The sequence below is a fragment of the Actinoplanes sp. NPDC049802 genome (assembly GCF_040656595.1).
Lineage (GTDB): Bacteria > Actinomycetota > Actinomycetes > Mycobacteriales > Micromonosporaceae > Actinoplanes.
In genome coordinates this window covers 65,281-89,822 of record NZ_JBFAMR010000021.1, presented here as the reverse complement: position 1 = coordinate 89,822, position 24,542 = coordinate 65,281, and the positions used below count along the sequence as shown (strand labels likewise).

The 24,542-nt window shown below is 71.8% G+C and carries 17 protein-coding genes; 5 read left to right on the top strand and 12 right to left on the bottom strand.

All coding sequences use genetic code 11. The annotated features are described in order from the left end of the window. Positions 1-179 precede the first annotated feature (179 nt). Positions 180-887: a hypothetical protein gene (locus AB0I88_RS17120; RefSeq protein WP_361024571.1), complete on the bottom strand. Its 708-nt coding sequence runs from the start codon at positions 885-887 to the stop codon at positions 180-182. Positions 888-1,134: 247 nt separating this feature from the next. Here AB0I88_RS17120 and ctaD point away from each other — a divergent pair, with 247 nt between their 5' ends. The 3 genes from ctaD (at position 1,135) to AB0I88_RS17105 (ending at position 4,822) form a co-directional block, all read left to right on the top strand. Then, a complete protein-coding gene (gene ctaD, locus AB0I88_RS17115; protein ID WP_361024632.1) occupies positions 1,135-2,883 on the top strand; it encodes a cytochrome c oxidase subunit I in 1,749 nt (582 codons plus the stop codon). 145 nt (positions 2,884-3,028) lie between these two features. Beyond that, on the top strand, positions 3,029-4,426 hold the full coding sequence (locus AB0I88_RS17110) for a hypothetical protein (RefSeq protein ID WP_361024568.1): 1,398 nt from the start codon (positions 3,029-3,031) through the stop codon (positions 4,424-4,426). 165 nt (positions 4,427-4,591) lie between these two features. Further along, entirely contained in the window at positions 4,592-4,822 is a 231-nt protein-coding gene (locus AB0I88_RS17105; RefSeq protein ID WP_361024565.1) for a hypothetical protein, read from the top strand. 761 nt (positions 4,823-5,583) lie between these two features. Here the strand turns inward: AB0I88_RS17105 and AB0I88_RS17100 are convergent. The 6 genes from AB0I88_RS17100 to AB0I88_RS17075 all read right to left on the bottom strand — a co-directional run bounded on the left by AB0I88_RS17100 (position 5,584) and on the right by AB0I88_RS17075 (position 12,132). Further along, positions 5,584-6,648, bottom strand: a complete 1,065-nt coding sequence (locus AB0I88_RS17100) for an NAD-dependent epimerase/dehydratase family protein (RefSeq protein WP_361024562.1) — start codon at positions 6,646-6,648, stop codon at positions 5,584-5,586. Between the two features lie 142 nt (positions 6,649-6,790). Next, positions 6,791-7,867, bottom strand: coding sequence for a cytochrome P450 (locus AB0I88_RS17095; protein WP_361024559.1), 1,077 nt, complete (start codon positions 7,865-7,867; stop codon positions 6,791-6,793). Continuing rightward, positions 7,864-8,622 carry a glycosyltransferase family 2 protein gene (locus AB0I88_RS17090; RefSeq protein ID WP_361024556.1) on the bottom strand — a complete coding sequence of 253 codons (759 nt, stop codon included), beginning with the start codon at positions 8,620-8,622 and terminating at the stop codon, positions 7,864-7,866. The genes AB0I88_RS17095 and AB0I88_RS17090 overlap by 4 nt, the downstream gene beginning before the upstream one ends. Before the next feature lie 349 nt (positions 8,623-8,971). Next, positions 8,972-10,429, bottom strand: a complete 1,458-nt coding sequence (locus AB0I88_RS17085) for a class I adenylate-forming enzyme family protein (protein ID WP_361024553.1) — start codon at positions 10,427-10,429, stop codon at positions 8,972-8,974. Positions 10,430-10,438: 9 nt separating this feature from the next. Next, the gene (locus AB0I88_RS17080) at positions 10,439-11,176 is read right to left on the bottom strand and encodes a glycosyltransferase (protein ID WP_361024550.1); all 738 of its coding nucleotides are present in this window, start codon (positions 11,174-11,176) and stop codon (positions 10,439-10,441) included. Beyond that, positions 11,173-12,132 (bottom strand): 3-oxoacyl-[acyl-carrier-protein] synthase III C-terminal domain-containing protein, encoded by a 960-nt coding sequence (locus tag AB0I88_RS17075; protein ID WP_361024547.1) that lies wholly within the window; start codon positions 12,130-12,132, stop codon positions 11,173-11,175. Before AB0I88_RS17075 ends, AB0I88_RS17080 begins: the two co-directional genes overlap by 4 nt. Before the next feature lie 487 nt (positions 12,133-12,619). Between AB0I88_RS17075 and AB0I88_RS17070 the strand changes: the two genes are divergently transcribed. Then, positions 12,620-13,114, top strand: a complete 495-nt coding sequence (locus AB0I88_RS17070; protein WP_361024544.1) for a hypothetical protein — start codon at positions 12,620-12,622, stop codon at positions 13,112-13,114. 315 nt (positions 13,115-13,429) lie between these two features. After that, positions 13,430-13,909 (top strand): hypothetical protein, encoded by a 480-nt coding sequence (locus AB0I88_RS17065; RefSeq protein ID WP_361024541.1) that lies wholly within the window; start codon positions 13,430-13,432, stop codon positions 13,907-13,909. 293 nt (positions 13,910-14,202) lie between these two features. On the opposite strand, the gene AB0I88_RS17060 is transcribed toward AB0I88_RS17065, so the two are convergent. The 5 genes from AB0I88_RS17060 to AB0I88_RS17040 all read right to left on the bottom strand — a co-directional run bounded on the left by AB0I88_RS17060 (position 14,203) and on the right by AB0I88_RS17040 (position 24,410). After that, positions 14,203-15,687, bottom strand: a complete 1,485-nt coding sequence (locus tag AB0I88_RS17060; RefSeq protein ID WP_361024538.1) for a serine/threonine-protein kinase — start codon at positions 15,685-15,687, stop codon at positions 14,203-14,205. Positions 15,688-15,960: 273 nt separating this feature from the next. After that, positions 15,961-17,523 carry a hypothetical protein gene (locus AB0I88_RS17055; protein WP_361024535.1) on the bottom strand — a complete coding sequence of 521 codons (1,563 nt, stop codon included), beginning with the start codon at positions 17,521-17,523 and terminating at the stop codon, positions 15,961-15,963. Further along, a complete protein-coding gene (locus tag AB0I88_RS17050) occupies positions 17,513-18,895 on the bottom strand; it encodes a glycosyltransferase (protein ID WP_361024532.1) in 1,383 nt (460 codons plus the stop codon). The genes AB0I88_RS17055 and AB0I88_RS17050 overlap by 11 nt, the downstream gene beginning before the upstream one ends. Next, the gene (locus AB0I88_RS17045) at positions 18,892-20,982 is read right to left on the bottom strand and encodes a glycosyltransferase family 2 protein (RefSeq protein ID WP_361024529.1); all 2,091 of its coding nucleotides are present in this window, start codon (positions 20,980-20,982) and stop codon (positions 18,892-18,894) included. The genes AB0I88_RS17050 and AB0I88_RS17045 overlap by 4 nt, the downstream gene beginning before the upstream one ends. Then, positions 20,982-24,410, bottom strand: a complete 3,429-nt coding sequence (locus tag AB0I88_RS17040) for a PA14 domain-containing protein (protein ID WP_361024526.1) — start codon at positions 24,408-24,410, stop codon at positions 20,982-20,984. Before AB0I88_RS17040 ends, AB0I88_RS17045 begins: the two co-directional genes overlap by 1 nt. Positions 24,411-24,542: the final 132 nt, after the last annotated feature.

Sequence of the window (24,542 nt, the reverse complement as noted above, 5' to 3'; positions counted from 1 at the left end):
ACAAGCCAGCAGGGTCGGTGCTGTTGGGGTGGCGCCCAGCGCCAGCCGTACGGTCCCGGGGCGGTTGTGGCTGGTCGTGGGTGCTGCCTCGAGCGCTCGGAGAGGATGCCCCACGACCAGCCGGACACGCATCGCCGCCTGAGAACGGATACACCCGCAGGCGGCGCACCGTGGGCGGGTCAGCAGAGGGTGGCGACGGTGAGCCAGTCCGCCGAGCGGGGCCGGTAGCCGTACCTGATCAGGCCGTGGACGATGGCGGGCACGTGGCCCGCGCCGTAGACGACGGCGACCTCGATCTGCTCGTCGCACCGTTCCTCGTGGAGGCGGTAGAGGGCTTGCAGCAGCATCGCGTCGCGGTCGCCGACGAGGGCGTCGTGCAGGTGCGGTTGCTGTTCGGCGAACGCCTCGTCGAGCGGCGTGGGCAGGTCGTTGAGTTCCAGGGCGCGGGACCAGACGGTACGGGCGCCGCCGAACAGCCGCACCACCATCACGACGGGCAGCGCCATCCAGACGTACAGCCGCTGTTTGAGGGGTGCCCGCCGCCAGCCGGCCGTGAACTCGGCCGTCGTCGCGTCCGGGCGCACGATGTCGGCGCCCGACGACCCGTAATCGATCTCCTGCCGGACCAGCCCGGCCCGCCGGTTGAACCGCAGCACCGCATAGCTGAGTGTCAGGGCGCGTCCCAGGAGCGAGAACCCGCCGTCACCGCCGATCCCCTCGGTGACGATCACGTCAGCGGTCCGGAGCCGCCGGGACACCGCGGCGAAGAACGCCGGCTCCGCCATATGGATCATGGGATAGACGACGAAGCACATCGGTGTGCCGGTGCGCCGCAGCCGTACCACCGCGGATCGCACCCCGAAATCGCTGACTTCGATGATTTGCATGACGGCCCCCGAAACCGCGCATCCACATCCTGGCCGTCAGGGTGGCACTCCCGCTCAACCGGCCGCTGCCAGGCGAATGTCACCGGCGGGTGTGGAACGAGGATCGATGGGTAAGCCGCCCGGGCGATGGCGGCCGCCGGGATGTGCGGATGGTGCACGGCCCGGGGGTTGATCCGTGTTGATGGATGTGACCCGGGTTGGCAACCCGGTCGCCGGGGAGTACGAACGGTCCAGGGAGGGCATCCACATGACCGCTGTTTCCCCGCGTCCCGTGCAGACGCGGCCGTGGCCGGCGCGGCGTCAGGTCAGAGGTTCCTGGCTGGCCCGGACCATCCGCACCACCGACGCCAAACAGATCGGCATCATGTATCTGGCCACCGCGTTCGCGTGGTTCGTGCTCGGTGGCCTGATGGCGCTGCTGATGCGCGCCGAGCTCGGTCGCCCGGGCATGCAGATGCTGTCGCCGGAGCAGTACAACCAGCTGTTCACCATGCACGGCACGATCATGCTGTTGTTCTTCGCGACGCCGATCGTGTTCGCCTTCGCCAACTTCGTGGTGCCGATCCAGATCGGGGCGCCGGACGTGGCGTTCCCACGGCTCAACTCGTTCGCGTACTGGCTGTACTTCTTCGGCGGCATGATCGCGTTCGCGGGTTTCCTGTTTCCCGGTGGCGCCGCGGATTTCGGGTGGACCGCCTACACGCCGCTGAGCACCGCCGACCACTCCCCGGGTCTGGGCGGCAACGCCTGGGTGGTCGGGCTGGCGATCTCCGGTGTCGGCACGATCCTCGGCGCGGTCAACATGATCACCACGATCCTGTGCCTGCGCGCGCCCGGGATGACCATGTTCCGCATGCCGATCATGACGTGGAACATCCTGCTCACGAGCGTACTGGTGGTGCTGGTCTTCCCGTTCCTGGCGGCCGCCCTCTTCGCGCTCGCCGCCGACCGGGTGCTGGGCGCGCAGGTCTTCAACGTCAGCACCGGTGGGCCGATGCTGTGGCAGCACCTGTTCTGGTTCTTCGGCCATCCCGAGGTCTACATCATCGCGCTGCCGTTCTTCGGGATCATCACCGAGGTGGTGCCGGTCTTCAGCCGCAAGCCGGTGTTCGGGTACAAGACGCTGGTCGCCGCCACGATCCTGATCACCATGCTGTCGATGAGCGTGTGGGCACACCACATGTTCGCCACCGGCCAGGTCCTCCTGCCGTTCTTCAGCCTGCTCAGCTACCTGATCGCGATCCCGACCGGGATGAAGTTCTTCGTCTGGATCGGGACGATGTGGCGCGGTCAGCTGACCTTCGAGTCGCCGATGCTGTTCGCCGTCGGGTTCATGGTGACGTTCCTGCTCGGCGGCCTGACCGGGGTGCTGCTCGCCTCGCCGCCGGTCGACTTCCACGTGACCGACAGCTACTTCGTGGTGGCGCACTTCCACTACGTACTGTTCGGGACGATCGTGTTCGCGGTCTTCTCCGGCATCTATTTCTGGTTCCCGAAGATGTTCGGCCGGATGCTCGACGAGCGGCTGGCGAAGGTGCACTTCTGGCTCACCTTCATCGGCTTCCACGCCACCTTCCTGGTGCAGCACTGGGTCGGCAACGAGGGCATGCCCCGGCGGTACGCGGACTATCTGCCCGGCGACGGCTTCACCACGCTGAACATGATCTCGACGGTGGGCTCGTTCGTGCTGGGGGCGGCCACCCTGCCGTTCATCTACAACGTGTGGAAGTCGTACCGGGTGGGCCGGGTGGTGACAGCCGACGACCCGTGGGGGCACGGGAACTCGCTGGAGTGGGCGACGTCGAGCCCGCCGCCGTTGCGCAACTTCGACCGGATGCCGCGGATCCGTTCCGAGCGGCCGGCCTTCGATCACAAGTTCCCCGAGCTGGCGGCCGGTGGGCAGTCGGCGGCCGGACCGCCGGAGGGCGGGGCGAGACCGCTCACCGAGGAATCCTCCGGGGGTGCGACCTATCCGGAGGACCGCACCGATCGTTGAGATACACAAGTTAACAACCATCTTTCCGGAAATTTCGGATAAGACGGTGCGTGCGGATGGTGCGGAGTGCTCTAGAGCCCCGTAGCCCGCAAACCGCCCCAGGCGATGAGAGATCGGACAACTCCCCCCACCCGGAAGGGTTCTCATGCCGATCGCCCGCCGCCGCACCGCAGTCATCCCCGCCGCCCGCAACGGCCGGGTGACGGCCACCGCCGGGGCCGTCTCGCTGGCCGCCGCGCTCGCCCTCCCGGCAGTGCCCGCGACAGCCGCCGCCCCGGCGTCCCCGGCCCGCGGCTGCACCGTCGGCGGCCTCACCGTCGGCGACTTCACCGCCCGCGCCGAGGCCGGGCTCGTCAGGATCGCGGTGCTCGACCCCGGTCCACTGGTGAAAGGCATGCCCGCGCTCGCCGACGTCCGGCTCGCCGTCGCCGACGGCACCGCGAACAGCGCGGGCCGGCCGTTCAAGACGGTCGCCGGTGGGCGGCACGCCGACGCCCGGCTCCTCGGCATCCCGGGCGACAGCACCGGGGCACGGCACCTGGCGCCCAGCGGGCAGACCGGACCGGTCACCGCCGAACTCGCCCAACTCCAGGCGGCCGGGCTGGCGACCGTGAAACTCGGCAAAGCCACTGCCGAGGCGACCTGGGACGAGGCGTACCGGTGCGGAAAGACCGGACCGCTCACCCGGTCGGCCACCATGCTCGGCGGCCTGTCCCTCCTCGACGGAACCGGGCCGGTCCCCGCCATGCACGCGGACCGTCGCCGGACCGGGCTGCTGCGGGTCGGCCCCAGCGGATCCGCCCAGACCGCCACGGATCTCGTCCGCGTCGGAAAGGGCCGCATCGGCGTACGCTCCGCGGCCGGCGCCGCCCTCAGCGACCTGAGCCTCTTCGCCGGCACCCCACAGGAGATCTCGATCAAGGTGGTGAACCAGCCGCGCCTCGAGGTGATCGCGGGCGGCGACCGGGCCCACTCCAAGGTCACCTACCGGCCCGCGGTGCTGTCGGTGACCATGGCCGGTCAGCCCGCGCACCTGCTCAAGAACGCCGGCGCCGGCGTCTCCCTCGACCTGCTGGGCGCCATCGGCAAACGGAACCCGGCCGCCCTCCGGGTCCGGGTCAGCCTCGGCGACCTCAAACAGCAGAACGGTGGCCGCCAGGTGCGCGCCGAGGCGGCCACCGTCCGCATCGAGGTCGAACTCGGGCACGCCCCCGTTCTCGACGTCGCGCTCGGCTACCTGTCGGCGGCGGCCTGCGCCCCGGCCCCGGCCCGCGACGGCAAACCCTACGGCGAGCACCCGCGCCCCCGTACCTCCAGCTCACCGGCCCCAGCCGTCCCCGCCGCCGAGGTCCCCGCCTCACCGCCGGCTCCCACGTCACCGTCCGCCTCGCCTTCGGCTTCGGCCCCGTCCTCCGGCGGTACGGGCGGAGGCGCGCTGGCCCTGACCGGTTCCGACGTGACGCCGTACGGCTTCGGCGGCGCGGCCCTGGTCCTGGGCGGTCTCCTGGCACTCCTGTTCGGCCGCCGCAGCCGCCGCCACTGACCCACCGGAACCGTTCGGCTGACTGGCGGCGGGTGTTGTCTCGAGTGTGTTGAGGCAGCCCAGACCCTGCTGGCTTATCAATAGAGGCTCGCTACCAGCGCATGTCCGGTCCGGCCCTGCTTTGCCAGGCCTCACGACGTGGGTGTCGGGTAGCGGAGACCGGACGTGGATCAGGGCTCCGATGACCGGCGGCGACGGCAACGGCGGCGGCGTTCGGCGGCGGCGTTCGGCGACGGCGATCGGCGGTCCAAGGCCGGTGAAGATCCGTCCGTTGCGGTGGTTGTGCATGTGGACGGCATTGCGTGGACGGTGTGCTCGTCGCTGGCCAAGACCGGCGAAGCGACCCGGCCGGCCCGCGATGGCTCCTCGGTGATCGCTGTTGACGCTGCCCAGTGAATTCCAGCGTGCGGCACCGGCCGGCCGTCGCACGCCATCACCGTCACGTTCACCGGCTGGCAGCGCACGCAGAGACGAGTCCCCGTTCGGGGAGGCGGGACACGGATTTCGGCTATCTGTGTTCGGCAGACGTGACACCCGCAACGGGTGTCGTCACACCCACTACGGGTGTCGTGTTCTCCGAGGACACATCGCTCTGCACGCCAGCCCTCCGCCCACCGCCCACCGGACGCCGGGACGCCAGGGTGCCGGGTCGCCGGGACGCCAGGGTGCCGGGACGCCAGGGCGCCGGGACGCCAGGGCGCCGGGACGCCAGGGCGCCGGGACGCCAGGGCGCCGGGACGCCAGGGCGCCGGGACGCCGGGACGCCGGGACGCCGGGACGCCAGCGTGCCAGCGTGCCAGCGTGCCAGCGTGCCAGGCGCACCGTTGGTGCGCTGTGTGTGCCCGCCCGGCGGGCAGACGGGGCCGAGCGATTCGGCACGCACGCAGGGCCCTGCGCGGTCGCTCACGAGTGTCACAGCGGTGCCCGGGGCACACCGTCGGTGCGCTGTGCGCTGTGCGCTGTGCGCTGTGCGCTGTGCGCTGTGCGCTGTGCGCTGTGCGCTGTGCGCTGTGCGCTCCCGCCCGCCCGGCCGGCGGGCGTGCAGGCAGGCGGGTGATTTGGTCGGCAGGGTCAGCCCTCCCGGCCAGCCGTACAAGACCGGGTGACTGAGCGGACTGCCTCGACGCCGGTGAACGAGGCGTTTGCCGCGGAGCCGGTCAGCTCGTCCTGGTTGAGCGGGTCTCGCTGAGGAAGTCCGTCAATGTGCGGCGGGGTGTCCAGCCCTGTGCGCGGGCCCGGCTGATGTCCAGGATCACGCCGCTGGTCAGTTGCTGTACGGCGTACCGAGAGAGGGTGGCCGGGAGTCCGGTGACGTGGGCGATGGCGGTCGCCAGGGTCGCCGCGGCGGTCGCCAGCGGGATCGGCAGGTGGCGCACCGGGACGCCGCAGACCGCCTCGACGACCTGATCGCGCTGGTACGGCTCGGCGTCCGCGATGTTGTAGGCGCCCGCCGGCCAGCCCATGGCTGTCTCGTCGGGGCGGCCCGCGTGGTTCTCGTGTCGCCGGCCCGGAGCCGCCGCGGCCGGCAGGCCCGCTTCGCTCGTTAGGCCCGCTTCGCTCGTTAGGCCCGCTTCGCTCGTTAGGCCCGCTTCGCTCGGCAAGCCCGCTTCGGCAGGCAGGCCGGCGGCGGCCAGGCACGCGTCGGCGAGGTTCTCCACCGCGGTCAGGCTGAGCGGGACGTCCGGGCCGGGCAGCAGAGCCCGCCCGCCGCGCACCGCCCGCCGCAGCCTCGGCAGCAGATGCGGGTCGCCGTGACCGTAGACGGCCCGTGGCCGCAGCACCACCGCTCCCGCCGCCAGGGCCAAGCGCTCCCCGGCGGCCTTGGTCCGGCCGTAGGCCGTCATCCCGGACAGTGGGTGATCTTCGCGAATCGGGTCGGGCCCGGCCGTGGCGTAGACGCTGGCGCTGCTCACCCACACCGTCTTCCGGCTTTCGGCGGCGGCGAGAAGGTGGGCGGCGCCGTCCACGTTGACCGCCCGGAAGGCGGCTTCCGCGGCGCGGCCGGGCGGTGGGTCACCCACGGCCGCGGCGAGATGCAGCACGATGTCGGTCCCGGTCAGATCCGGCGGGGTACGGGCGGCCGCATCCCAATACCGAAACTCCCCGACCGGGCCGGGCCGCCGTCCGAGGCAGATCACGTGGGCCCCGGCCGAGGCGGCGGCGAGTGCCGTCACGCCCCCGCAGAATCCGCTCGCCCCGGTGACCGCTATCCGTACCGTCATCGGGCTGCCGCGATGTGTGTCACCTGGCTGGGCTGGGTGTGGTTTGTCCGGGTCACCGTCGTTCGTGGCGTCGTCGGGTTGCCGGGATGGGTTGTGCGGCTGGGGTGGGCACGGTTTGTCCGGGTCACCGCGGTTCGTGGCGTCATCGGGCTGCCATGAGGAGGGCCGCCCAGCCGGGCAGGGCACTGCGCCGGTCGGGGCGGGCTTTCCGCACTTCGGGGCGGTGTGGGGCCAGCGCCGTTAGGGTGTCGGTCAGCTGGGCTCGGGCGAGTCGCGCGCCTGGGCAGGCGTGCGGCCCGGCGCCGAAGACGAGCTGGGAGATCTGGGGCGGCGCCGGGTCGGCCGGATCCGGATCCCGGTGGTGTGCCCCGGCGGCGTGGCGTGCCACCAGGATCAGCCGGTCACCGGTTCGCACCGGGCAGCCGTCGACGCTGCCGGGAGCCGCCGCGACCCGGGGTAGCAGCGGGGTGGGCGCGGTCACCCGGAGCAGTTCGGCGGTCAGGGCTTCCGGCGCCTGCCCGGCGTGGTCCCACAGGTCCGCGTCGGCACACCAGGCCACGGCCCGCGGCAGCCCGGCGACCGTCGTGTTGATCGCGGCCACCGCGAGCATCGCCGCCAGCCCGTCGCCGTCCGGGCCGCTGCCGAGGAGGACGTTCAGCCGGGCGGCGGCGTGGCGGGCGGCCCGGCGGTGGTGGGGGAGCGTCACGCCGGGCAGGTGTTCGCGGGCGGCGGCTGCCGCGGCGGTGCGTGCGGCCGTGGCGAGCGCGCGGCCGTCGACGTCGGCGCCGAGCAGGGCGGCGGCTGTGGCGCCGGAGAGTTCGGCGGCCACGTCCACCACGTCGATCGTGCGGCCGGCGGCGAGTGGGGCGAGGCGGCGGTCGAGGACGGCGCGCCAGATCGGGCGCAGCCGGGCGACCCCGTCCGCGCCGAGGGACTCGGCGAGGGCACGGCGTGAACCCCGGTGGGCGTCGCCCTCCTGATCGAAGAGGAGGCCGCCACCGGCCAGCCGGCCGGCCGCGCCGCCGGTGGTGCCCTCCGCGGTCCGGTCCAGGGGGACGCGGGTGAGACCGTCCAGGTAGGCGGCGGGGGAGTGGGCGATCACGGTTCCGCCGAGCCGGAGCACCGGACGCCGCCGGGTGGCCGCGAGCAGCGCGAACAGCACCGGGTGACTGCGCAGGTAGACCCGCCGGTCGCGGCGCCGCGCCAGATCATGGTTCACCGGACGTGGACCTCGGCGGAGGTGGGCGGGCGCCAGCGGCGGTCCCAGTACCAGAGGAGCGTGCGGCGGGCGCCCCACGCGCGGAGGCGGCGCAGGCTGGCCTCGACGACCAGGTCTTCGGCCCGGACGATGCGGCTGGTCTCCCGGCGGGCGCGGTTCAGCATGGTGACGTCCTCGGAGCCGTCCTCGAGGCGTTCGCGGGCGGTGCCGCCGCAGCGCTGGTACAGGTCGGCGGTCAGGGCCAGGTTGTGGCCGTGGACCAGGACGTACGGGGTGCGATAGACCGGGTTCCGGTGTTCTTTGCGGTAGCGGCCGTACAGTGCGGCCAGCCGGACCGCCGCCGGGAAGACGTGGCGTTCCGGCCAGGTGGGGTTCTCGTCGCGGCGGGGGACGCTGCGGCCGCAGACCATCTCGGCGCCGCCGGTCAGGTGGGCGCGGGCGGTCGCCACCCAGTCGGGGGCGGGGCGGCAGTCGGCGTCGGTGCGGGCCAGCAGGGTGGCGCCGGTCGCGACGGCGTGCCGGAAACCGGTGTCGGCGGCGGTGCCCGCGCCCGGCGACGGCTCGGGGACCACCTCCACCGGGAACGGCGCGGCCGCCGCGAACCGGCGCACCACCGCGGCGGTGCCGTCGGTGGAGGCGTTGTCGACCACGACCAGCCGGAAGTCCCGGTCGGTCTGCGCGGCGAGCGCCTCCAGCACGACATCGACGGTCCCGGCCTCGTCGAAGGCGGGAACGATCACCGCAAGCCCGCTCACCGGGTTGTCTCCGAGTTGCGGGTGGGGGTGGTCGCCGTGGGTCCGTTCATCGGGTTGTCTCCGAGTTGCGGGTGGGGGGTGGTCGCCGTGGGTCCGTTCATCGGGTCGTTTCCGAGTTGCGGGTGGGGGTGGTCGCCGCGGGTCCGTTCATCGGGTCGTTTCCGAGTTGCGGGCGGGGACGGTCGCCGTGAGTCCGCTCATTGTGCCGTCTCCGGATCGAGAGAGATCGCCGTGAGTCTGTTCATCGGATCGTCTCCGGGCCGAGATCCGGGACGGCCACCCGGGCGGCCCCACCCGGCGCCGGGCGCGGATCCGGGGCGGACTCCGGTGGATGGCAGGAATCGGGTGCTCATCCGCGTACCCCCGGGGGTTTTCTCTGATGTGGAATGCCGGCGGCGAGCGACGCGGCCGCACCCCGGTCGGGTTTGCGGGACCGGCCCGAAAGGGGGACCGGCGCGAAGAGCACGCGGTCCGGGCGGGCCGCGCCCATCCGCCGCAGCGGCTCGCGCAGAGCGGCCTCGACGGCGGGGCGGCTGGCGCCCGGCGCTGTTTCGACCACCGCGACCACGTGTTCGTCGCCGTCACCGGCGGGCACGCCGACCAGGACGGCGAGGGCCACACCGGGTACGTGCAGGGCCGGTTCGTAGAGGCCGGGATAGATGTTCTCGGCACGCCGCAGGATCATGTCCTTGCAGCGGCCGGCCAGTACGACGCGACGGCCGTCCACGGCCGCCACATCACCGGTGGCGACCCACTCGTGCGGGTCGGCGCCCAGGTAGCGGTCGCAGACGCCGGCTCCGGCGAGCAGCAGTTGGCCGGTGTCGTCGAGGCGGGCGCGGACGCCGGGCAGCAGGTCGCCGACCAGGTCGCCGTCCCCGTCGAAGGCGGATTTCTCGGCGGCGGAGACGGCGGCCGCCGGGAACACCTCGGTGAGCGCGTAGACGCCCCACGCCTCGTCGGCACCGGCCGCGACGACCCGGTGGAGCAGGTTCGCCGAGACCGGGGCGGATCCGCTGTAGACCCGGCCGGTGAACGGGACGCCGGCGTCCAGGGCGGCCCGGATCTGCGGCGGCGTCAGGTAGGTGGCCTGCGGGCGCAGGGTGGTGACCTGCTTGGCGAGGGCGCGCGGGCGGCGGGCGGGCGCGGCGACGGGTGCGCCGGCGGCCAGCGACGGAACCATGACGAAGAAGGTGCCGCCGAGCACCGGGACGCCGGGGCGGGGCCGGACCAGGTCGTGCACGGCGTGCAGTCCGGTGTCCAGACCCGCGCGGGTGTGCACGACGGCCCGGGGGCTGCTGGTCGTGCCGGAGGTGAAGATGACGACCGCGTCGCCGTCGCCGTCGTACGCCCGGGGGACGGGACCCGTTCTCAGGGAAAGCGAGGGGGCGTTGCCGGGCAGCCGGGGACCCACCGTGACCGTTTCGGATATGTCAGGAAAATTAGGGAGCGCCAAGCCGATTCGCCGTGCCAAAGGAGCCGCCCAGCCCGCGACCGCCTGCGCCGGGGCGTCCGCGATGATCAAAGAAGGGCGCGCGAGCGACAGCCGCGCCCGCAGCACGTCCGGTCCCGCGGTCGGATCCAGAAGAGCCACCCGGACCCCGAGACGGTACGCCGCGAGCACCACGGCCAGGGCGCGCGGCCCGGGGCGGATCGCGATCCCGAGCGTGTCCCCCACGGTCAGGCCACGTGCGTGCAGAGCGGTGGCGTACCGGTCCCGCAGCACGGCCAGATCGCCACGGCTCACCCGGTCCACGATCGCCGGCCGGTCGTCGCCGGCCCGCAGACCCGCGTTCAGCTCATCGAGCAAGTGGGCTCCTCAACGTGGATCGGGGGTGTGCGGGCCGCTGCCACGGTCGAGGTACCAGCGGGCGGTCCGCAGCACCCCGTACGCGCGCAGCCGCCGGGTCGAGTTCTCCACCACCATCGACCGGCAGTGAACGATCGATGAGGTGGTCCGGCGTACCCGATTGAGAAACAGCCGGTCGGTCGGTGACGGCCGGCGCGGCATCCCACCGCACGCCTGGTAGAGCGCGGCCGTGATCGCCATGTTGTTCCCGGCGTGCATCCGGTACGGCGCCAGGAACCCGTCCTCGCGGTGCGCCGGCCGGAGTCGCCCGAACGCCGCGGCCAGCGCCACGAGCAGCGCGAACACCGCCCGCCCGGCCGGGCCGTGCTCGTCGTGCCGGGCCGTGATCCGGCCGCACACCATCGCGGCGCCGCCGTCCAGGGCGGCCCGGGCCGCCGCCACCCAGCCGGGCCGGGGCAGGCAGTCCGCGTCGGTACGCGCGAGCAGGACGGCCCCGGCCCCGATGGCGTGCCGGAACCCGGTGTCGACCGCGCAGCCGACCCCCTTCTCCGGTTCGGTGATCACGTGCACCGGGAACGGGGCGCACGCCGCGAACGCCCGGGCCGCGTCCGCCGTCGTGTCGGTGGAGCCGTTGTCGACCACGAGCAGGGTGAAGGCGGTGTCGGTCTGGGCGGCCAGGGCGTACAGGGTGGCGCTGATCCGAGCCGCCTCGTTGTAGGCGGGCACCACGACCCAGAGGCGGGTCACGATCGTTCCCACACCATCGTCATGATGCTGACGCCGCCGCCGAGGCCCATGAACAGCACCCGATCCCCGGGTACCAGATCCGGAAATATCCTGGCGAGCTGGACGCCGAGCGTGGCGCTCGCCATGTTGCCCAGATCCGTGACGGTGATCTCCAGCCGATCCCGCGGCACCCCGGTCACCTCGATGAACCGTTCCAGGTACGGCAATGTCACCTGATGCACCAGAATCCTGGCGTAGTCGGTGAACTCGAACCCGGTCCGCGCCCGCACCCGGTCCAGGATGCTGGCCCCGATCTTCTCGAACACCCCGCGCAGCTTGTGCCCGTCCCCGGTGAAATAGGAGAACTCGTCCCCCCGCGGATGCCGCGACCCGCCGCCCGGGATGCCGCCGACCGTCCAGTGCTCGGAGAACGTCTCGGTGTCGATGTCCAGGATCCCGCCGCGCCCCACCGGCTCCACCACCACGGCCGCGCCCGCGTCACCGAACGTGAATCCGGCGAACGACCGTCGCGCCTCCGCCATGCTCGCCACCCGGGGCCGCATCACCCGGGTCGGCGTCTCCCCGGTCACCACCAGCGCCCGCCGCGCCCGCCCGGCCAGGATCATCGACCGGGCCAGGTCGATGCCGTTGACGAAACTGTTGCAGGCGTTCGTGACGTCCAGCGCGTGCGCCCGGCTGCCGAGCGAGTCCTGGAGGATGTGCGCGGTGGCCGGTTCCACCATGTCCCGGCTGGCCGAGGCGAACAGCAGCAGGTCGACGTCGAGCGGGTCCAGCTCGGCGGCGCCGAGAGCGGCGCGGGCCGCGTGCAGTCCGAGGGTGGAGGCGTACTCGCCGTCGGCCGCGATCCGCCGCCGCTCGATGCCGGTGAGCCGGGCGAGCAGGCCGCGGGGCAGCCGGCCGATCCGGTCCTGCAGCTCAGCCGTGCCGACCTCACGCTCCGGCAGGTGAGCGCCCACCCCGGTGATCCCTACCCGCACTATCCCCCCACAGACGTCGCCGGACCTCAGCATGACGGTTCAGTGTCCGGCAGGACGACCACGCCGGAACAGCTCTTCCTGCCAGGCAACCCGCCACCATGATCACCTATGCGGCCGTCGCGGCGCCCGCCGGAGTTCTCTTCTCCCGGTACGCGTGACGCCGCCCCGCCCGATTCCGACGGTCCCGTCCGTGCCGCGCGCCCTTCACCCGTAACCCGGCCCGTGCCACGCCCGCAGACGTTTCGGCACTCACTGGCGTCAATGAAATGAATCACCACCTCGAAAAGCTCAGACCGAAGCCTGGAATGAGCTTGAAGAGAAGAGGATCGCGAACTGATTCACCTCATTTGACGGTCCCTCTCGCATCGCCGACGGTCCGGCCGGCGACGCGAGAGGGTCGGATTCTGTAGTACCGTCCGCACGGACTTCGGCCGGTTGGATCATCGAAGAGCTTAGGTTGAGCATCATGTCGGTGTTGCGCTCCTGGTTCTGGAACATGCTGTTGGTCGCCGCCATGGCGGTGATGGGTTTCATCTCAACCTCCGTCGCCGTGTCGGGTATCGACTCGGGCAGCCACATCACAGTGGTGATCTTCGGTGGGATGGCGATCGCGTTCTGGGCAGCCGTGGTCCGGGGCGCGATGCTCGGCGTCATCTTCCATCCAGACAGGATCGTGGCGCGTGGACTGGGGCGTACCACGGTGATTCGCTGGGAGCAGATGGAGCGGGTTGAGGCCGACGGGCTTGTCGGCGGTGCCGCCGCGTTCGGCAGGGCCATCACCCCGGTGGTGTATTGGAAGCGCCCAGGGGACTCCGATATCCGGCGGACCGAGCTGAGCATGCTTGGCGGATACGTTTTCGGATTCCGCCGCCCGACCCGTATGGAACGCAACGCGACCGAGATCAACGAACAGCTGACTCGATGGCGCGAACAACATGTCCGAAAGGCGAACGGGGACTGAAAAACAATCGGATGGTGGGCGTACCCATCACCATGCGCGCTATCCAGGGCGTGTCTCCTGGATCCTGGGTTGCCGATTCGATGGATAGACCAGCTCACCCAGGTAGGTTCCAAGTCGCCGAGAGGACACTGCTCGCTGGGTGAGGAGACCACAGCGGCGGAGGAGAGTTACGCCGGCGCTCTCAACCTCATCGAACAAGCTGTATATTCTGCTGCCGGGCTGAGGGCTTTCACCGATCTGCCGGCGGCGGTGGTGGGGCGCGCCGGTTCATCGGCTTCATCGCGTGGTGGGGCCGGCTGAGATGAGAGTGGGGCAATGATCGACGCGGATCGTTACCTGGCGGATCTGGAGAAGCGGCTCGTCGCGGACGGCTGCGAGGTGTCTCACGAGAAGTCGGGCATGGTCGGCTACAAGGCACAGCTCAAAGCCCTCACCCGGACCCACATCTTCCTGGTCGCGGCGAAGGCCGGCGCTGTCGACCGGAACCAGTTGGCAGACTTCTCCGCCGATGCCGTCGGACTGGCCGTCCAGCGCAAGGGCCGCTGGGGAGGGTTCCAATCCGGTGTGATCGTGCTGCCGGTCCTGGTGGCGGAGAGCGCCGATGCGGGTGCCGTGGCCATCACCCAGCGACCGCTCCGGCTCAACCAGGGCGGTTTCGCGGTGCTGGCGCAGCCGTCCCTCGTGGACCTGGCGGCGGCGAAGGCCCACTTCTTCCGTGGCACCCGCATCTGGGGTTACGCCTTCAACGCCCTCATCAAGAAGAAGCTGGCCGGCTACCTCCCCGACCCGGCGTGAGCGCCTGAATCGGGCCGCGGCCACCGCTGGGAAGCCTGCCGTCGGTGACGTAGCGTTCGACCGGCCAGACCGGCCAGACCGGCCTCCTGCCCCCTATGGAACGACGTCATCTACGGTCTCGGCGGCGACGACGTGTTCTACGGTGGCCGGCGGGCAGGCCGGTGACCATTGACCTCCCGCCGTTCGGGTGTCCGGTAGGAGTGATCGCGGTTCCGGAGCGTGGCGTGCGTGCTTCGTGAGGGCTCACCGCGGGGCACGTGCGGGCCGTGGTGCCGCGCGCGGGCGGTGGGCTGTCAGCGTTGGGGGGCGAAGGAGGCCAGCACCACGGTGAAGCGGGACAGTTCGGAGGCCCAGACGGAGCGGGGGGTTCGCCACTCGATCATGTAGGACCGGTTTCCGCTGCTGGTGATCCGGCGCAGGGCGCGCATGGCGGTGCCGTCCGGGCCGCGGAAGGTGTACTCCCAGACGGCGCTGAACGGCTCGGGCAGCGGCTGGAGGCGCAGGCGGCGGTAGTCGTCCAGGTCGGCGGCGCGTTCGGCGTCCTCCAGTGGGGCGACCACGTCGCTGGGTGGGCGGGGGAGCGGTGTGATGCCCAGGACGCTGCGGCCGCGTTTGCCGCCGGTGAAGGTCAGGCCGCCGGTGGCGGGAGCCGCCTGCCGCCAGGTCGCCGGGACCGCGATCTGGAAGCCGCTCGGGTCGATCCACCAGGTGAAGCCCTCGGGGGCCGGTGGTGTCGAGGACGCGACGGCGGGTGGGCTGGTGGTGACCGCGTACGGCGTACCCGAGCGCTCTCCGCCTTGAGCGTTGGCGGCGACGGCCGTGAGGGTGGCGGCCAGCGCGACCGCCGCGGCGATCGCCGGAACCCGGCGGCGGAACCGGGAACGCGGCCGGCGCCGGCCCGCCTCGGCGACGAGGATCCGGTCCAGGCGGGCCGCCACTTCGGACGCGGGCATCCGCCGGGACGGCTCGCGGTGCAGCAGCGCGGACAGCACCGGCGCGAGCGGGCCGGCGCGGCGGGCCGGAGCCGGGCGGTCGCCGCCGACCGCCCGCAGGATCTCGGTGGTGGTGTCCCGCTGGAAGGGTGGCCGTCCTTCGACCGCGTGGTAGAGGGTGGCGCCGAGGGACCACAGGTCGGACCGCTCGTCGGAGACGTGGTCGAAGACGCGTTCCGGGGCGATGTACTTGGGGGAGCCGAGGATGATCCCGGCGTCGGTGAGCCGCCGGACGCCGTCGGGGGTGACGGCCGGCCCGAAGTCGGTGAGGACCACCCGGCCGTCCGTGCCGATCAGCACGTTGCCGGGCTTGACGTCGAGGTGCAGCACCCCGGCCTGCCGGGCGGCGCGCAGGCCGGCCAGCACGGCGAGGCCGATGGCGGCGACCCGGGCGGGTGGCAGCGGACCCGACTCCTGGATCACCTGGTGCAGGGAGCGGGACGGAAGGTACTCCATGACCAGCCACGGCCCGTCCCAGGAGGCGATCACGTCGAGCACCCGGATGACGTTGGGGTGCCTGACCCGCGCGGCCGCCTCGGCCTCGGGCAGTGCGAGCCGGCGGAGGAGCTCGTGCTGCCCGGCCGGCAGCCCGGCCGGGACGACGCAGTGTTTGACGACGACCATCTCGGGGCGGCGCTCGGTGACGTGCTCGCCGGACGGACCGTAGGTGGCGCCGACGCGGCCGCCGGACTCGTCGGCGGCGAGCCAGACCCGGCTCATGCCGCCGGACGCCAGCGGGCGGACGAGACGGTAGCGCCCGGCAACGACCTCTCCCACCGTCGCCATGCAGTCACCTCGGAATGCGCCTGTTCGGAAGCAGTCTCGACGCTACCGCTGAGCCGCCACCCGAAAGCCCGTGACGTAACTCTCAGGAGTCGTCTGGTCATCTACTGTGACCAGGAGGGCGGTCTCCTTCCATGTGCCACGCGGGCGGGCGGAGACGGTGTTTACCCGCATCCCGGGTGATGGGGCGAAGCGGGCAACCGGCCGGCATCCCGAGTGATGGGGCGAAGCGGGCAACCGGCCGGTCGGCGACAACCGTCCCATGGAGAAATCGATCTACGGTACGGGCAGCAGCGTCCACTGGAGGTTGCCGGCCGCGTCCTTCCAGGTGATCGCCCCGGCGGTGGGCACCGCCGCCGGGTCCGGGCCGAAGTGCCGGATCCGGACCGCGTCGGCCGCGCCCCGGGCGGACAGCAGCAGATACCGCACACCGTGGGCGGCCGGGTCGGCCAGAACGGCGGCGAAGTCCCGGTCCGGGGTGATCACGAACTGCTTCGGGTCGTCGCTGGCCAGCACCACCCCGAACGCGTACGCCGCGTCGGTGAGGACCGCGCCGTCCGGCAGCCCCATGGCGTCCAGGTCGGCGGCCACCTGACGATTCACCAGAGCCAATCCTCGGGTACGGGCGGCGCCGTCCGCCGTGAGCCACTCCGACTCCTCGCGGGCCAGTTCCGGCCGGTTCAGCGTGACGAGCGCCGCCGGAACGGCCACCAGTGTGCACGCGAGCGCCGCCACCACGGTCGCCCGGCGCGGGAACGCGGCGATCAGATGCCCGGCCAGCAGCACCGACAGCGGGATCACCGTGATGTGGAACCGCAGCCAGCCGAACGACGTGCCGGACAGGAACGCCAGCGCGTCGAACGCCAGCACCGAGCCGAGCACGGTGACCGCCGCCAGCACCCGCGGATCGCGGCGCAGCCACGCCGCGGCCAGGGCGGCGACCAGCAGCACCAGGAACATCGGCGACAGCCCGGCCATCTGCTGAGCCCAGTAGCCGATCCGGGCGGGCAGGTCGTCGCCGGTCACCGAGCCGATCCCGGCGGCGTTCGCGGACACCTGGGCCGAGTTGCCGTACCGGCTGGAGAAGGTGGCGAACCACTGGCCGACGATCAGCTTCCCGGCCAGCGCCCACAGCAGCACCGCCAGGACACCGGGCAGGCCCGCGATCACCGCGTCGGTACGGGCGAGCGCCGTGCGCCTGGGGCGTGCTCCGGGCGTACGCAGAAGGGTGGTCAGGAAGACGAGAAGCGGAACCGCGGCGACCGGGGCGAGCGCCTCGTAGCGTGCGCCGTAGGCGAGCCCGATCGCCAGGCCGAGCGGCACCAGTGACTCGGTCCGGCCCTCGGCGAGCCAGATCATCAGCGCCCGCACCGCCAGCATGAGGCAGAGCAGGAAGCAGGCCTCGCTCATCCCGTTGCCGGAGTAGACGACGATCATCGGGTGCAGGGCCAGCGCCGCGGTCAGCACCAGCCGCGGGACGCGGGGCACGTCGGCGCGGCGCAGCACGTCGTGGGTCACCGCCACGGTCAGCGTCATCAGCGCCGCCGACACCAGCACCACGAGCAGCCCCTGCTGGGTGAACGCCGGGACGAGCAGGCCCAGCGGCAGCAACGGCAGCAGGATCAGCGACGGCAGCGGGTTCCAGACGAAACCGATCGCCGCGAGGTGCGGATCCCGGCTGAACAGCGTGTAGTAGGCGTTGGCGACCCGGCTCGTGGAGTCGCCGGGAACGAGATCGCTCTGCCAGAACCACACGGCGATCGCCAGATAGACGAGCCCGTAACCGAGGATCGCGCGGTTCCGGACGGAGACCGGGGGCGCGAGGACATCAACCGACATCGGCGGACTCCTTGGGAAGGTGCAGCCCGTGGGTGGTCTTCTCCCAATAGGACGGTTTGAACAGCAACTGCCACGCCGCCTTGGCCCCGGCCAGGCTCATCATGGCCCAGTACGCCGGCGACAACAGGGCCGTGCCGAGCAGGTCGGGCCGGTCCATGGTGCGGGCCGACAGCACGTTCAGGTAGATCACCGTGGCGTTGCCGAACACCAGGCAGATGACGCCCAGGTAGTAGAACGGCGGCACGAAGATCTCCTCCATGACCGGCGGCCGGTCCAGGAACCACAGGATCGTGGTGGCCCACAGCACCGCGTTGAGCAGCGCCGCGAGCGGGGTGCCACCGACGAACAGGTTGAGGCAGAGCAGACCGCGCCAGCCCAGCTGCCGGACCGTGGCCCGCGGCGAGCGCAGGTGCACCAGCCAGGTCATCAGATAGCCCTTGTACCAGCGGCTGCGCTGCTTGATCCAGTTGATGAAGTCGGAGTTCGCCTCCTCCAGGGTCACCGAGCGCAGCACCCCGACCCGGTGACCGGAGCGGGCCAGCCGCATCCCCAGATCGGCGTCCTCGGTCACGTTGTACGGATCCCACGCCCCCAGCTCCCGCAGCTCCCGGGTCCGGAAGTGGTTGCTCGTGCCGCCCAGCGGGATCGGCATCCGCAGCGCCACCAGACCGGGCAGCAGCGAGCGGAACCAGGTGGCGTACTCCAGCGCGAACCACTTCGTGATCCGGTTCTGGTCGACGTTGAAGTAGCCGAGTTCGGCCTGGAGGCAGACGTACTCCGTACCGAGCCGGCGCAACGCCACCACGGCCCGGCGCAGCTGCAACGGATCCGGGATGTCCTCGGCGTCGTAGATGGTGACGAACTCGCCGGTCGCCTGCTCCAGACCGACGTTGCACGCCTTCGGCTTGGTCTTCGGCTGCGACTCGGGAACCACCAGGATGCGTACGTGCGACTCGGCGCCCACCTGGGAAGCGGCCTCGATGGTCTCCCGGTCGTCCTCCTCCAGCAGCAGGATCACCTCGAGCCGGTCACGCGGGTACTCCAGCGCACCGAGATGCGACATGAGCAGCCCGATGACGCTCGGCTCCCGGTACGCCGGGACGAGCACCGTGTACACCGGCAGCTCCTCCCCCGGAACCGCGCGGGCCTCCTCGTCGGACACCGTGACCAGGTGCTCGCCGCGGGACGCCGCCCACACCAGCACCACCCGGAAGACGATGGCCGCGCCGTACGCCACGGTCACGATCGCCACCACCGTCTGCACCACCGTCATCGGCCGCAGCACCGCCCACACGGCGATCAGGACGAGCGCCACGATCAGGCCGGCCCGCTGCGCCCGGGACAGCACGGTACGCGCGGAGAACTCGTTCACCGGGCACCGCCCGCGGAGATCCACTCGACCTGCGGCAGCGTCTGCGCGCTCAGCAGCACGGCCACGGCCAGCAGCGCGACCAGGACGAACCGCCCGCGCGGCAGGTGCTGCCGTCCGGCCCGGGCCGGGACCGGCGCCCGATCCGGCGACCAGCGGGCCACCGTGACCGCGACCACGCCGGCCAGCAGCAGGTCGGTGAAGACCGGCAGCGCGGCGATCCGGAACGCCCCCGGCCCGAAGAGCCGGCCCACCAGCAGCACCACCAGGACCGCGCCGACCGTGGCCGCCGCCAGCACCGCGACGGCCGTGGCGGCCCGCGACAGCGCCCGCCACCGTCGGCCGAAGATCACCAGAGCGCTGATCACCAGGCAGGCCGCCCCGCCGGCCAGCGCGAGGCCGGGCAACTGGGATGCGGGCAGCAGCAGCTCGGTGCCCCGATAGTCGGTGACCAGGCCACCGTCGCTGCTGGTCGGCCCGGCCGGGCGGCCCAGCAGGGTGACGACCTCGCGCAGCCCGGAATCGACGACGGCCGGTGACACGCCACCGATCGCCAGCAGCGGCAACAGCAGCGCCCATCGCAGCCGGGCCACCGTACGGGTGCCGGCCAGCAGGATCGCCGCACCACCGAGGAAGGCGAGCGCCGCCGGGACCAGCCAGCCGGGCGACGGCTTGAGGGCGAGCAGCGTCCCGGACACGGTCAGCAGGACCGCGGCGAGCAGCCCGTCCACCTGCCGGTCGTGCACGTCCGGTTCGGAGTGGCCGGGCCGGATCCGCCGGGCGGCCAGCGCGGCCCCGGCGGCCACCGGGATCAGCAGCGGCACCGCCTCGCCGCGGGTCCACAGCTCGTTCCAGGCGATCGCGACGAGAGCCGGGAACGCCACCGCGGTGAGCAGCGCCGCCAGCAGCAGCCGCGTCGGCACGGCCCGGCGCAGCGTGCCGGCCACGCCACTGGGCGGGGCGCCGTAGACCCAGCGGCTGGTCACCGCGTACCGGAGGGTGAACACCACCACGATCGCCAGCACGTTCGCCGGCAGGTAATGCAGGCCGCCCCACTGCACGAGGGCGAACAGCAGACCCAGATGAACCGGGGTGAGACTGTTGTTGAGCAGCAGGAACCGGCCGAACCGGCGGCGCCGCGGATGCGCGCCCGGCGGCATCACCAGGTTGTCGATGACCGCGAAGTTCCAGACGATCGCCACCTGTACGGCCAGGAACGCGGCGAGCAGATAGGGCAGCCCGGCCACCTCGCCGAGCGCCCACAGCGCCGCCGAGTTGACCGCCGTCCCGGCCGCCCCGGCCAGCGCGAACCCGGCCATCCGGCCCGCCGGCGAACCGGGATGCCGGGTCGCGGCCAGCCGCAGCACACTCAGATGACGCAGGTAGCGCAGCCCCTCCCGCAGCGACGCCTTGCTCTCTCCGGCCCGCCGGGGCGCGAACGTGTAGGGCACCTCGGCGATGTTCCGCATCCGGCCGCGGACCAGCACCTCCAGCAGGATCTTGTAGCCGTACGGGCGCAGTGCCGCGGTGTCCAGCGCGTCCCGGCGTACCGCGAAGAACCCGCTCATCGGATCGGTGACCGCGCGCAGGCGTACCGGAAAGAAGATCTTGGCGAGGGTGCCGGAGGCGCGCGAGACGAGCCGCCGGAACGTGCCGCTCAGCCCGTCGGCCCGGCCGCGACCGCGGTAGCGGCTGGCCACCACCGCGTCGGCCCGGTCCACCTCACCGGCGGTGAGCAGCTCCGGCACCGTGCCGGGCGGATGCTGCAGGTCGCCGTCCATCACGACGACCCACGGCGCGCGGGCCGTCGCCAGCCCGGCGGTCACCGCGCCACCCAGGCCACCGGTCCGCTCACCCACGGCGCGATGCACCAGGCGTACGCCCTCCGGGTCCTGTTCGGACAAGGCGGTGACGGCCGCCGGGGTGCCGTCGTCGCTGTCGTCGACGAAGACGATCTCGCTGGGGGTTCCGCCGAGCGCGTCCTTGAGCTGCTCGACCAGTGGCTGTACGTTCTCCGCCTCGTTGCGGGTGGGCACCACGACGGTGACCGCCGGCGGTGCTTTGAGCCGAACTGGGGCTACGTCCGCCATTAAAGGGACTCCCTCTCGGATGTGAATCGTGCGACTGCTCCGCCGCCGGCCTCGTAGTACTCGACGACGACGGTGTGCTCACCGCCGGCGACCTCGACGTCGGCGGTGAAAGTGGTGGGCCCGTGGTCGGACCAGCCGTCGACGACCGTGACGCCGTCGAGCAGTACCCGGATCCCGTCGTCGCCGGTGGCCGCGAACCGGTACGTGCCGGCCTCGTAGGTGGCCGTCCTGGTCCAGCGGGCGGAGAACCCGTCCGCCGGGACGCCGGGGGCCGGGCCGCCGTCACCCCAGTCGAAGGCGACCGCGTCGTCGGCGCGGGTCACCGCGGGCGTGCCGGCCAGGTCGCGGTTCGCGAAGTACTCGGCGTTCCAGGCGTCGACCGGGCCGACGTCGCCGACCCGCTGATAGCCGAAGCGGGCGATCGCGCCGCCGCCGTTCTCGAAGTACTCGACCCGGATGGTGTGCGGGCCGGCCAGGACCAGCCGGTCGGTGCTGAACGTCTCGTTCTGGTTGACCCACCGGTCGACGATCGGAACCCCGTCCAGGTGGACGCGGACCCCGTCGTCGCTCTGCCCGGCGAACCGGTAGACGCCTGCCGGGAGAGTGTCGGTGCGGGTCCACCGGGCCGAGAACCCGTCGGCCGGAAGCTGCGGGCCGGGCGAGCCGCCACCCCAGTCGAACCCGATCGTGGTGTCCCGCCGGGTCAGTGCCGGCTCGCCGGCCAGATCCATGCCGGTGAAGTACTCGGCGTCCCAGTCCGGCGGATCCGGCGCCTCGGCGGTCTGCCGGTAGGAGAGCTTCGCGACCGCGTCGCCGCCGTTCTCGTAGTACTCCATCACCACCGTGTGCGGGCCGCCGCCGAGCAGCGTCGTCGCGGTGTGCGCGGTGACGCCCGAATCGGCCCAGGCGTCGATGATCCGCAGACCGTCCACGGTGACCCGGACACCGTCGTCGGCGGTCGCGGTGAACTCGTACTCGCCGGGGGCCAGGCTCAGCGTCCGGGTGTACCGGGCCGCGAAATGGTCCGGGGTGATCGCCGGGTCAGGGGAGCCGAGCGCCCAGTCGTTGTCGACGTTCGGCTCGGCCCGGGTCAGCGTGGGCGCCGACGCCGGCACGGTCGGGGCGGACCCGGCGCCGGGGGTGTTCCAGTACTCGGCCGTCCACTCGCCGGACGGCTGGTCGAGAGCGGCCGCCCAGTCCAGCTTGGCCATGGCGTCGCCGCCGGCGTCGAAGTACTCGAGGGTGACGGTGTGCACGCCCTCGCCGAGGTCGCCGATCCAGTCGTACGCGGCGCCGGACTGCCCCTGCCACCTGTCGAGCACCAGCTGCCGGTCGACATAGAGGCGGACGCCGTCGTCGGAGACCGTGGTGAACCGGTAGCGCCCGGCCGGGAAGTGCTGCTTCTTGGTCCAGCGGGCGGAGAACCCGTTCGCCGGCACCGCCGGATCCGGCGCCGCCTCGCCCCAGACGAAGTCGATCCGCGGGTCGGAGCGGGTCAGCACCGGCGTCCCGGCCAGATTCGTGTTGTCGTAGAAGGTGGCGGTGAAAGCCGGCGACGGCACATAGGTGGCGGTGTAGGTGGTGTCCGCCTCCGGTGTGGTGACGGTGTGCCGGATCGCCTTCCCGTCGGACCAGCCCTGGAACCGGTGAACGATGCCGTCGGCGGCGACCGCGGTGGGCGGGGCGTACAGCTCCCGCCGGAAGCCCTCGACGCCGAGCACCTCGTGCGGGGTCTCCACCGGCACACCGTCCAGATAGGCGGTCAGCCCGGGCGGGCTGGTCGCGACCGTGAACGTGGTGGTGACCGGCCGGATCTCGATCGACTTCGAGGTGCTCAGCCCGTTGGCGTCGGTGGCCGTCACCTTGATCTCGTACCAGGTGTCGGCCGAGGACTCTCCGGTGTCCGGGATGGTGAACTGGCCGGCCCGGCCGGTGAGCGGCCCGGCGAACGGGTGGATGTGCGTGTGATGGTGCAGGATCACCGAGGTCCGGATGCCGTTGTCGTCCAGGTCGAACCCGGCCGCGTCCTGTGCGAACGCGTTGTAGGTGATGACGTCCCCGGCCCGGTAGCCGGACCCGTCCGCCGGCACCGCGATGGTCACCGTCGGCGCGATCCCCACCTGGATGATCAACGGTACGGCGGTGTCGCTGTTGCCCTCGCCGTCGGTGACGGTCAGGGTCGCGGTGTAGACCCCCACCTCGTCGTACGTGTGCGCCGGGTTCGCCTCGGCGCTGCTGTCGCCGTCGCCGAAGTCCCAGGCGTAGGACAGTTCGTCGCCGTCCGGGTCGCTGCTGCCGGCGCTGGAGAAGCCGACCGTGAGCGGGCTCAGTCCCTTGTCGACGTCGGAGCCGGCGTTCGCGGTCGGGGAGTGGTTGCCCAGACTGTAGGTGACCCGGTAGAGCCGCCCCGGGATGTAGGTCAGGTAGTAGAGGTCGCCGTCCGGGCCCACTTTCAGATCGACGACCGCCCCGGCCCGCGCGTCGAAGTCGTGCACGGCCGTGGCGTTGCCGTCCGCGTCCAGCACGGCCCGGCGGATGAACCCCTTGGCGTAGTCGGCGAAGAACAGGTTGCCCTGGTACTCCGGCGGGAACAGTTCGCCCCGGTAGACCGGTCCGCCGGTGGCGGCCGCGCTCTCGCCGTCGTGGGCGTACACGTGGATCGGGTCGACGAAGCCCGCACAGTTCGCGGTGCACATGCCCTCTTTGAGCGGCCATCCGTAGTTGCCGCCCTTGACGATGTGGTTGACCTCCTCCCAGGAGTAGTCGCCCACGTCGCCGCCGTACAGCTTCCCGGTGCTGGAGTCGAACTGGAACCGCCACGGGTTGCGGAACCCGTACGCCCAGATCGCCTGCTCCTTGCCGGCCTGCCCGTAGAAGGGGTTGTCGGTGGGGATGGAGCCGTCCGGATTGATCCGCAGGATCTTGCCGTGCGGATTGGAGAGGATCTGCGCGTTGCTGGAATAGCCGTTGTCGCCGACCGCGAAATAGAGCTTGCCGTCCGGACCGAACCGGACGCTGCCGCCGACGTGCAGATGCTGGGAGAGCGACTCGGTGCGGAAGATCGTGTACGGCCCGTCGGTGCCGACATCCCCGGACGCGTCGAATCGGACCAGGCGATTGTGCAGGTCGAGGCCGGTGTAATAGAAGTAGACGAAGTGGTTGGCGACGCCGAATCCGGGGTCGAAGGCGATGCCGATCAGCCCGCGGTCACCGGTCGGCTCGGAGGGGAGCACGGCGAACGGCTTGGCCAGCAGATGACCGTTCTTGAAGATCTTGACGGTTCCGGCCCGCTCCAGGATGAAGATCCGGCCGTCCGGGGCGATCTCGAAACCGGACGGCTCGTCGAGATCGCCGCCGACCACGAGCGAGGTCTGGAAGTCCGGTGGCGGGGCGGCGGCCGCCGGTGGCGGCGCCAGAAGCGCCGCCACCAGGACAGCCGAAAGCAACAAGATCAATCGCGATTTCACATGGACTCCCCAGATCGTCCGCGAATCCGAACCTAGGGTCCGATCGTTGCCAGACGAGAGCCCCCGGCTAAAACCGCAATGACGCTCGTGATT

Coding starts and splice junctions, on each gene's coding strand:
- AB0I88_RS17045 (WP_361024529.1), bottom strand. CDS start 20,982: ATGGCGGACGTAGCCCCAGTTCGGCTCAAAGCACCGCCGGCGGTCACC.
- AB0I88_RS17065 (WP_361024541.1), top strand. CDS start 13,430: ATGATCGACGCGGATCGTTACCTGGCGGATCTGGAGAAGCGGCTCGTC.
- AB0I88_RS17070 (WP_361024544.1), top strand. CDS start 12,620: ATGTCGGTGTTGCGCTCCTGGTTCTGGAACATGCTGTTGGTCGCCGCC.
- AB0I88_RS17100 (WP_361024562.1), bottom strand. CDS start 6,648: ATGACGGTACGGATAGCGGTCACCGGGGCGAGCGGATTCTGCGGGGGC.
- ctaD (WP_361024632.1), top strand. CDS start 1,135: ATGACCGCTGTTTCCCCGCGTCCCGTGCAGACGCGGCCGTGGCCGGCG.
- AB0I88_RS17120 (WP_361024571.1), bottom strand. CDS start 887: ATGCAAATCATCGAAGTCAGCGATTTCGGGGTGCGATCCGCGGTGGTA.
- AB0I88_RS17060 (WP_361024538.1), bottom strand. CDS start 15,687: ATGGCGACGGTGGGAGAGGTCGTTGCCGGGCGCTACCGTCTCGTCCGC.
- AB0I88_RS17055 (WP_361024535.1), bottom strand. CDS start 17,523: ATGTCGGTTGATGTCCTCGCGCCCCCGGTCTCCGTCCGGAACCGCGCG.
- AB0I88_RS17110 (WP_361024568.1), top strand. CDS start 3,029: ATGCCGATCGCCCGCCGCCGCACCGCAGTCATCCCCGCCGCCCGCAAC.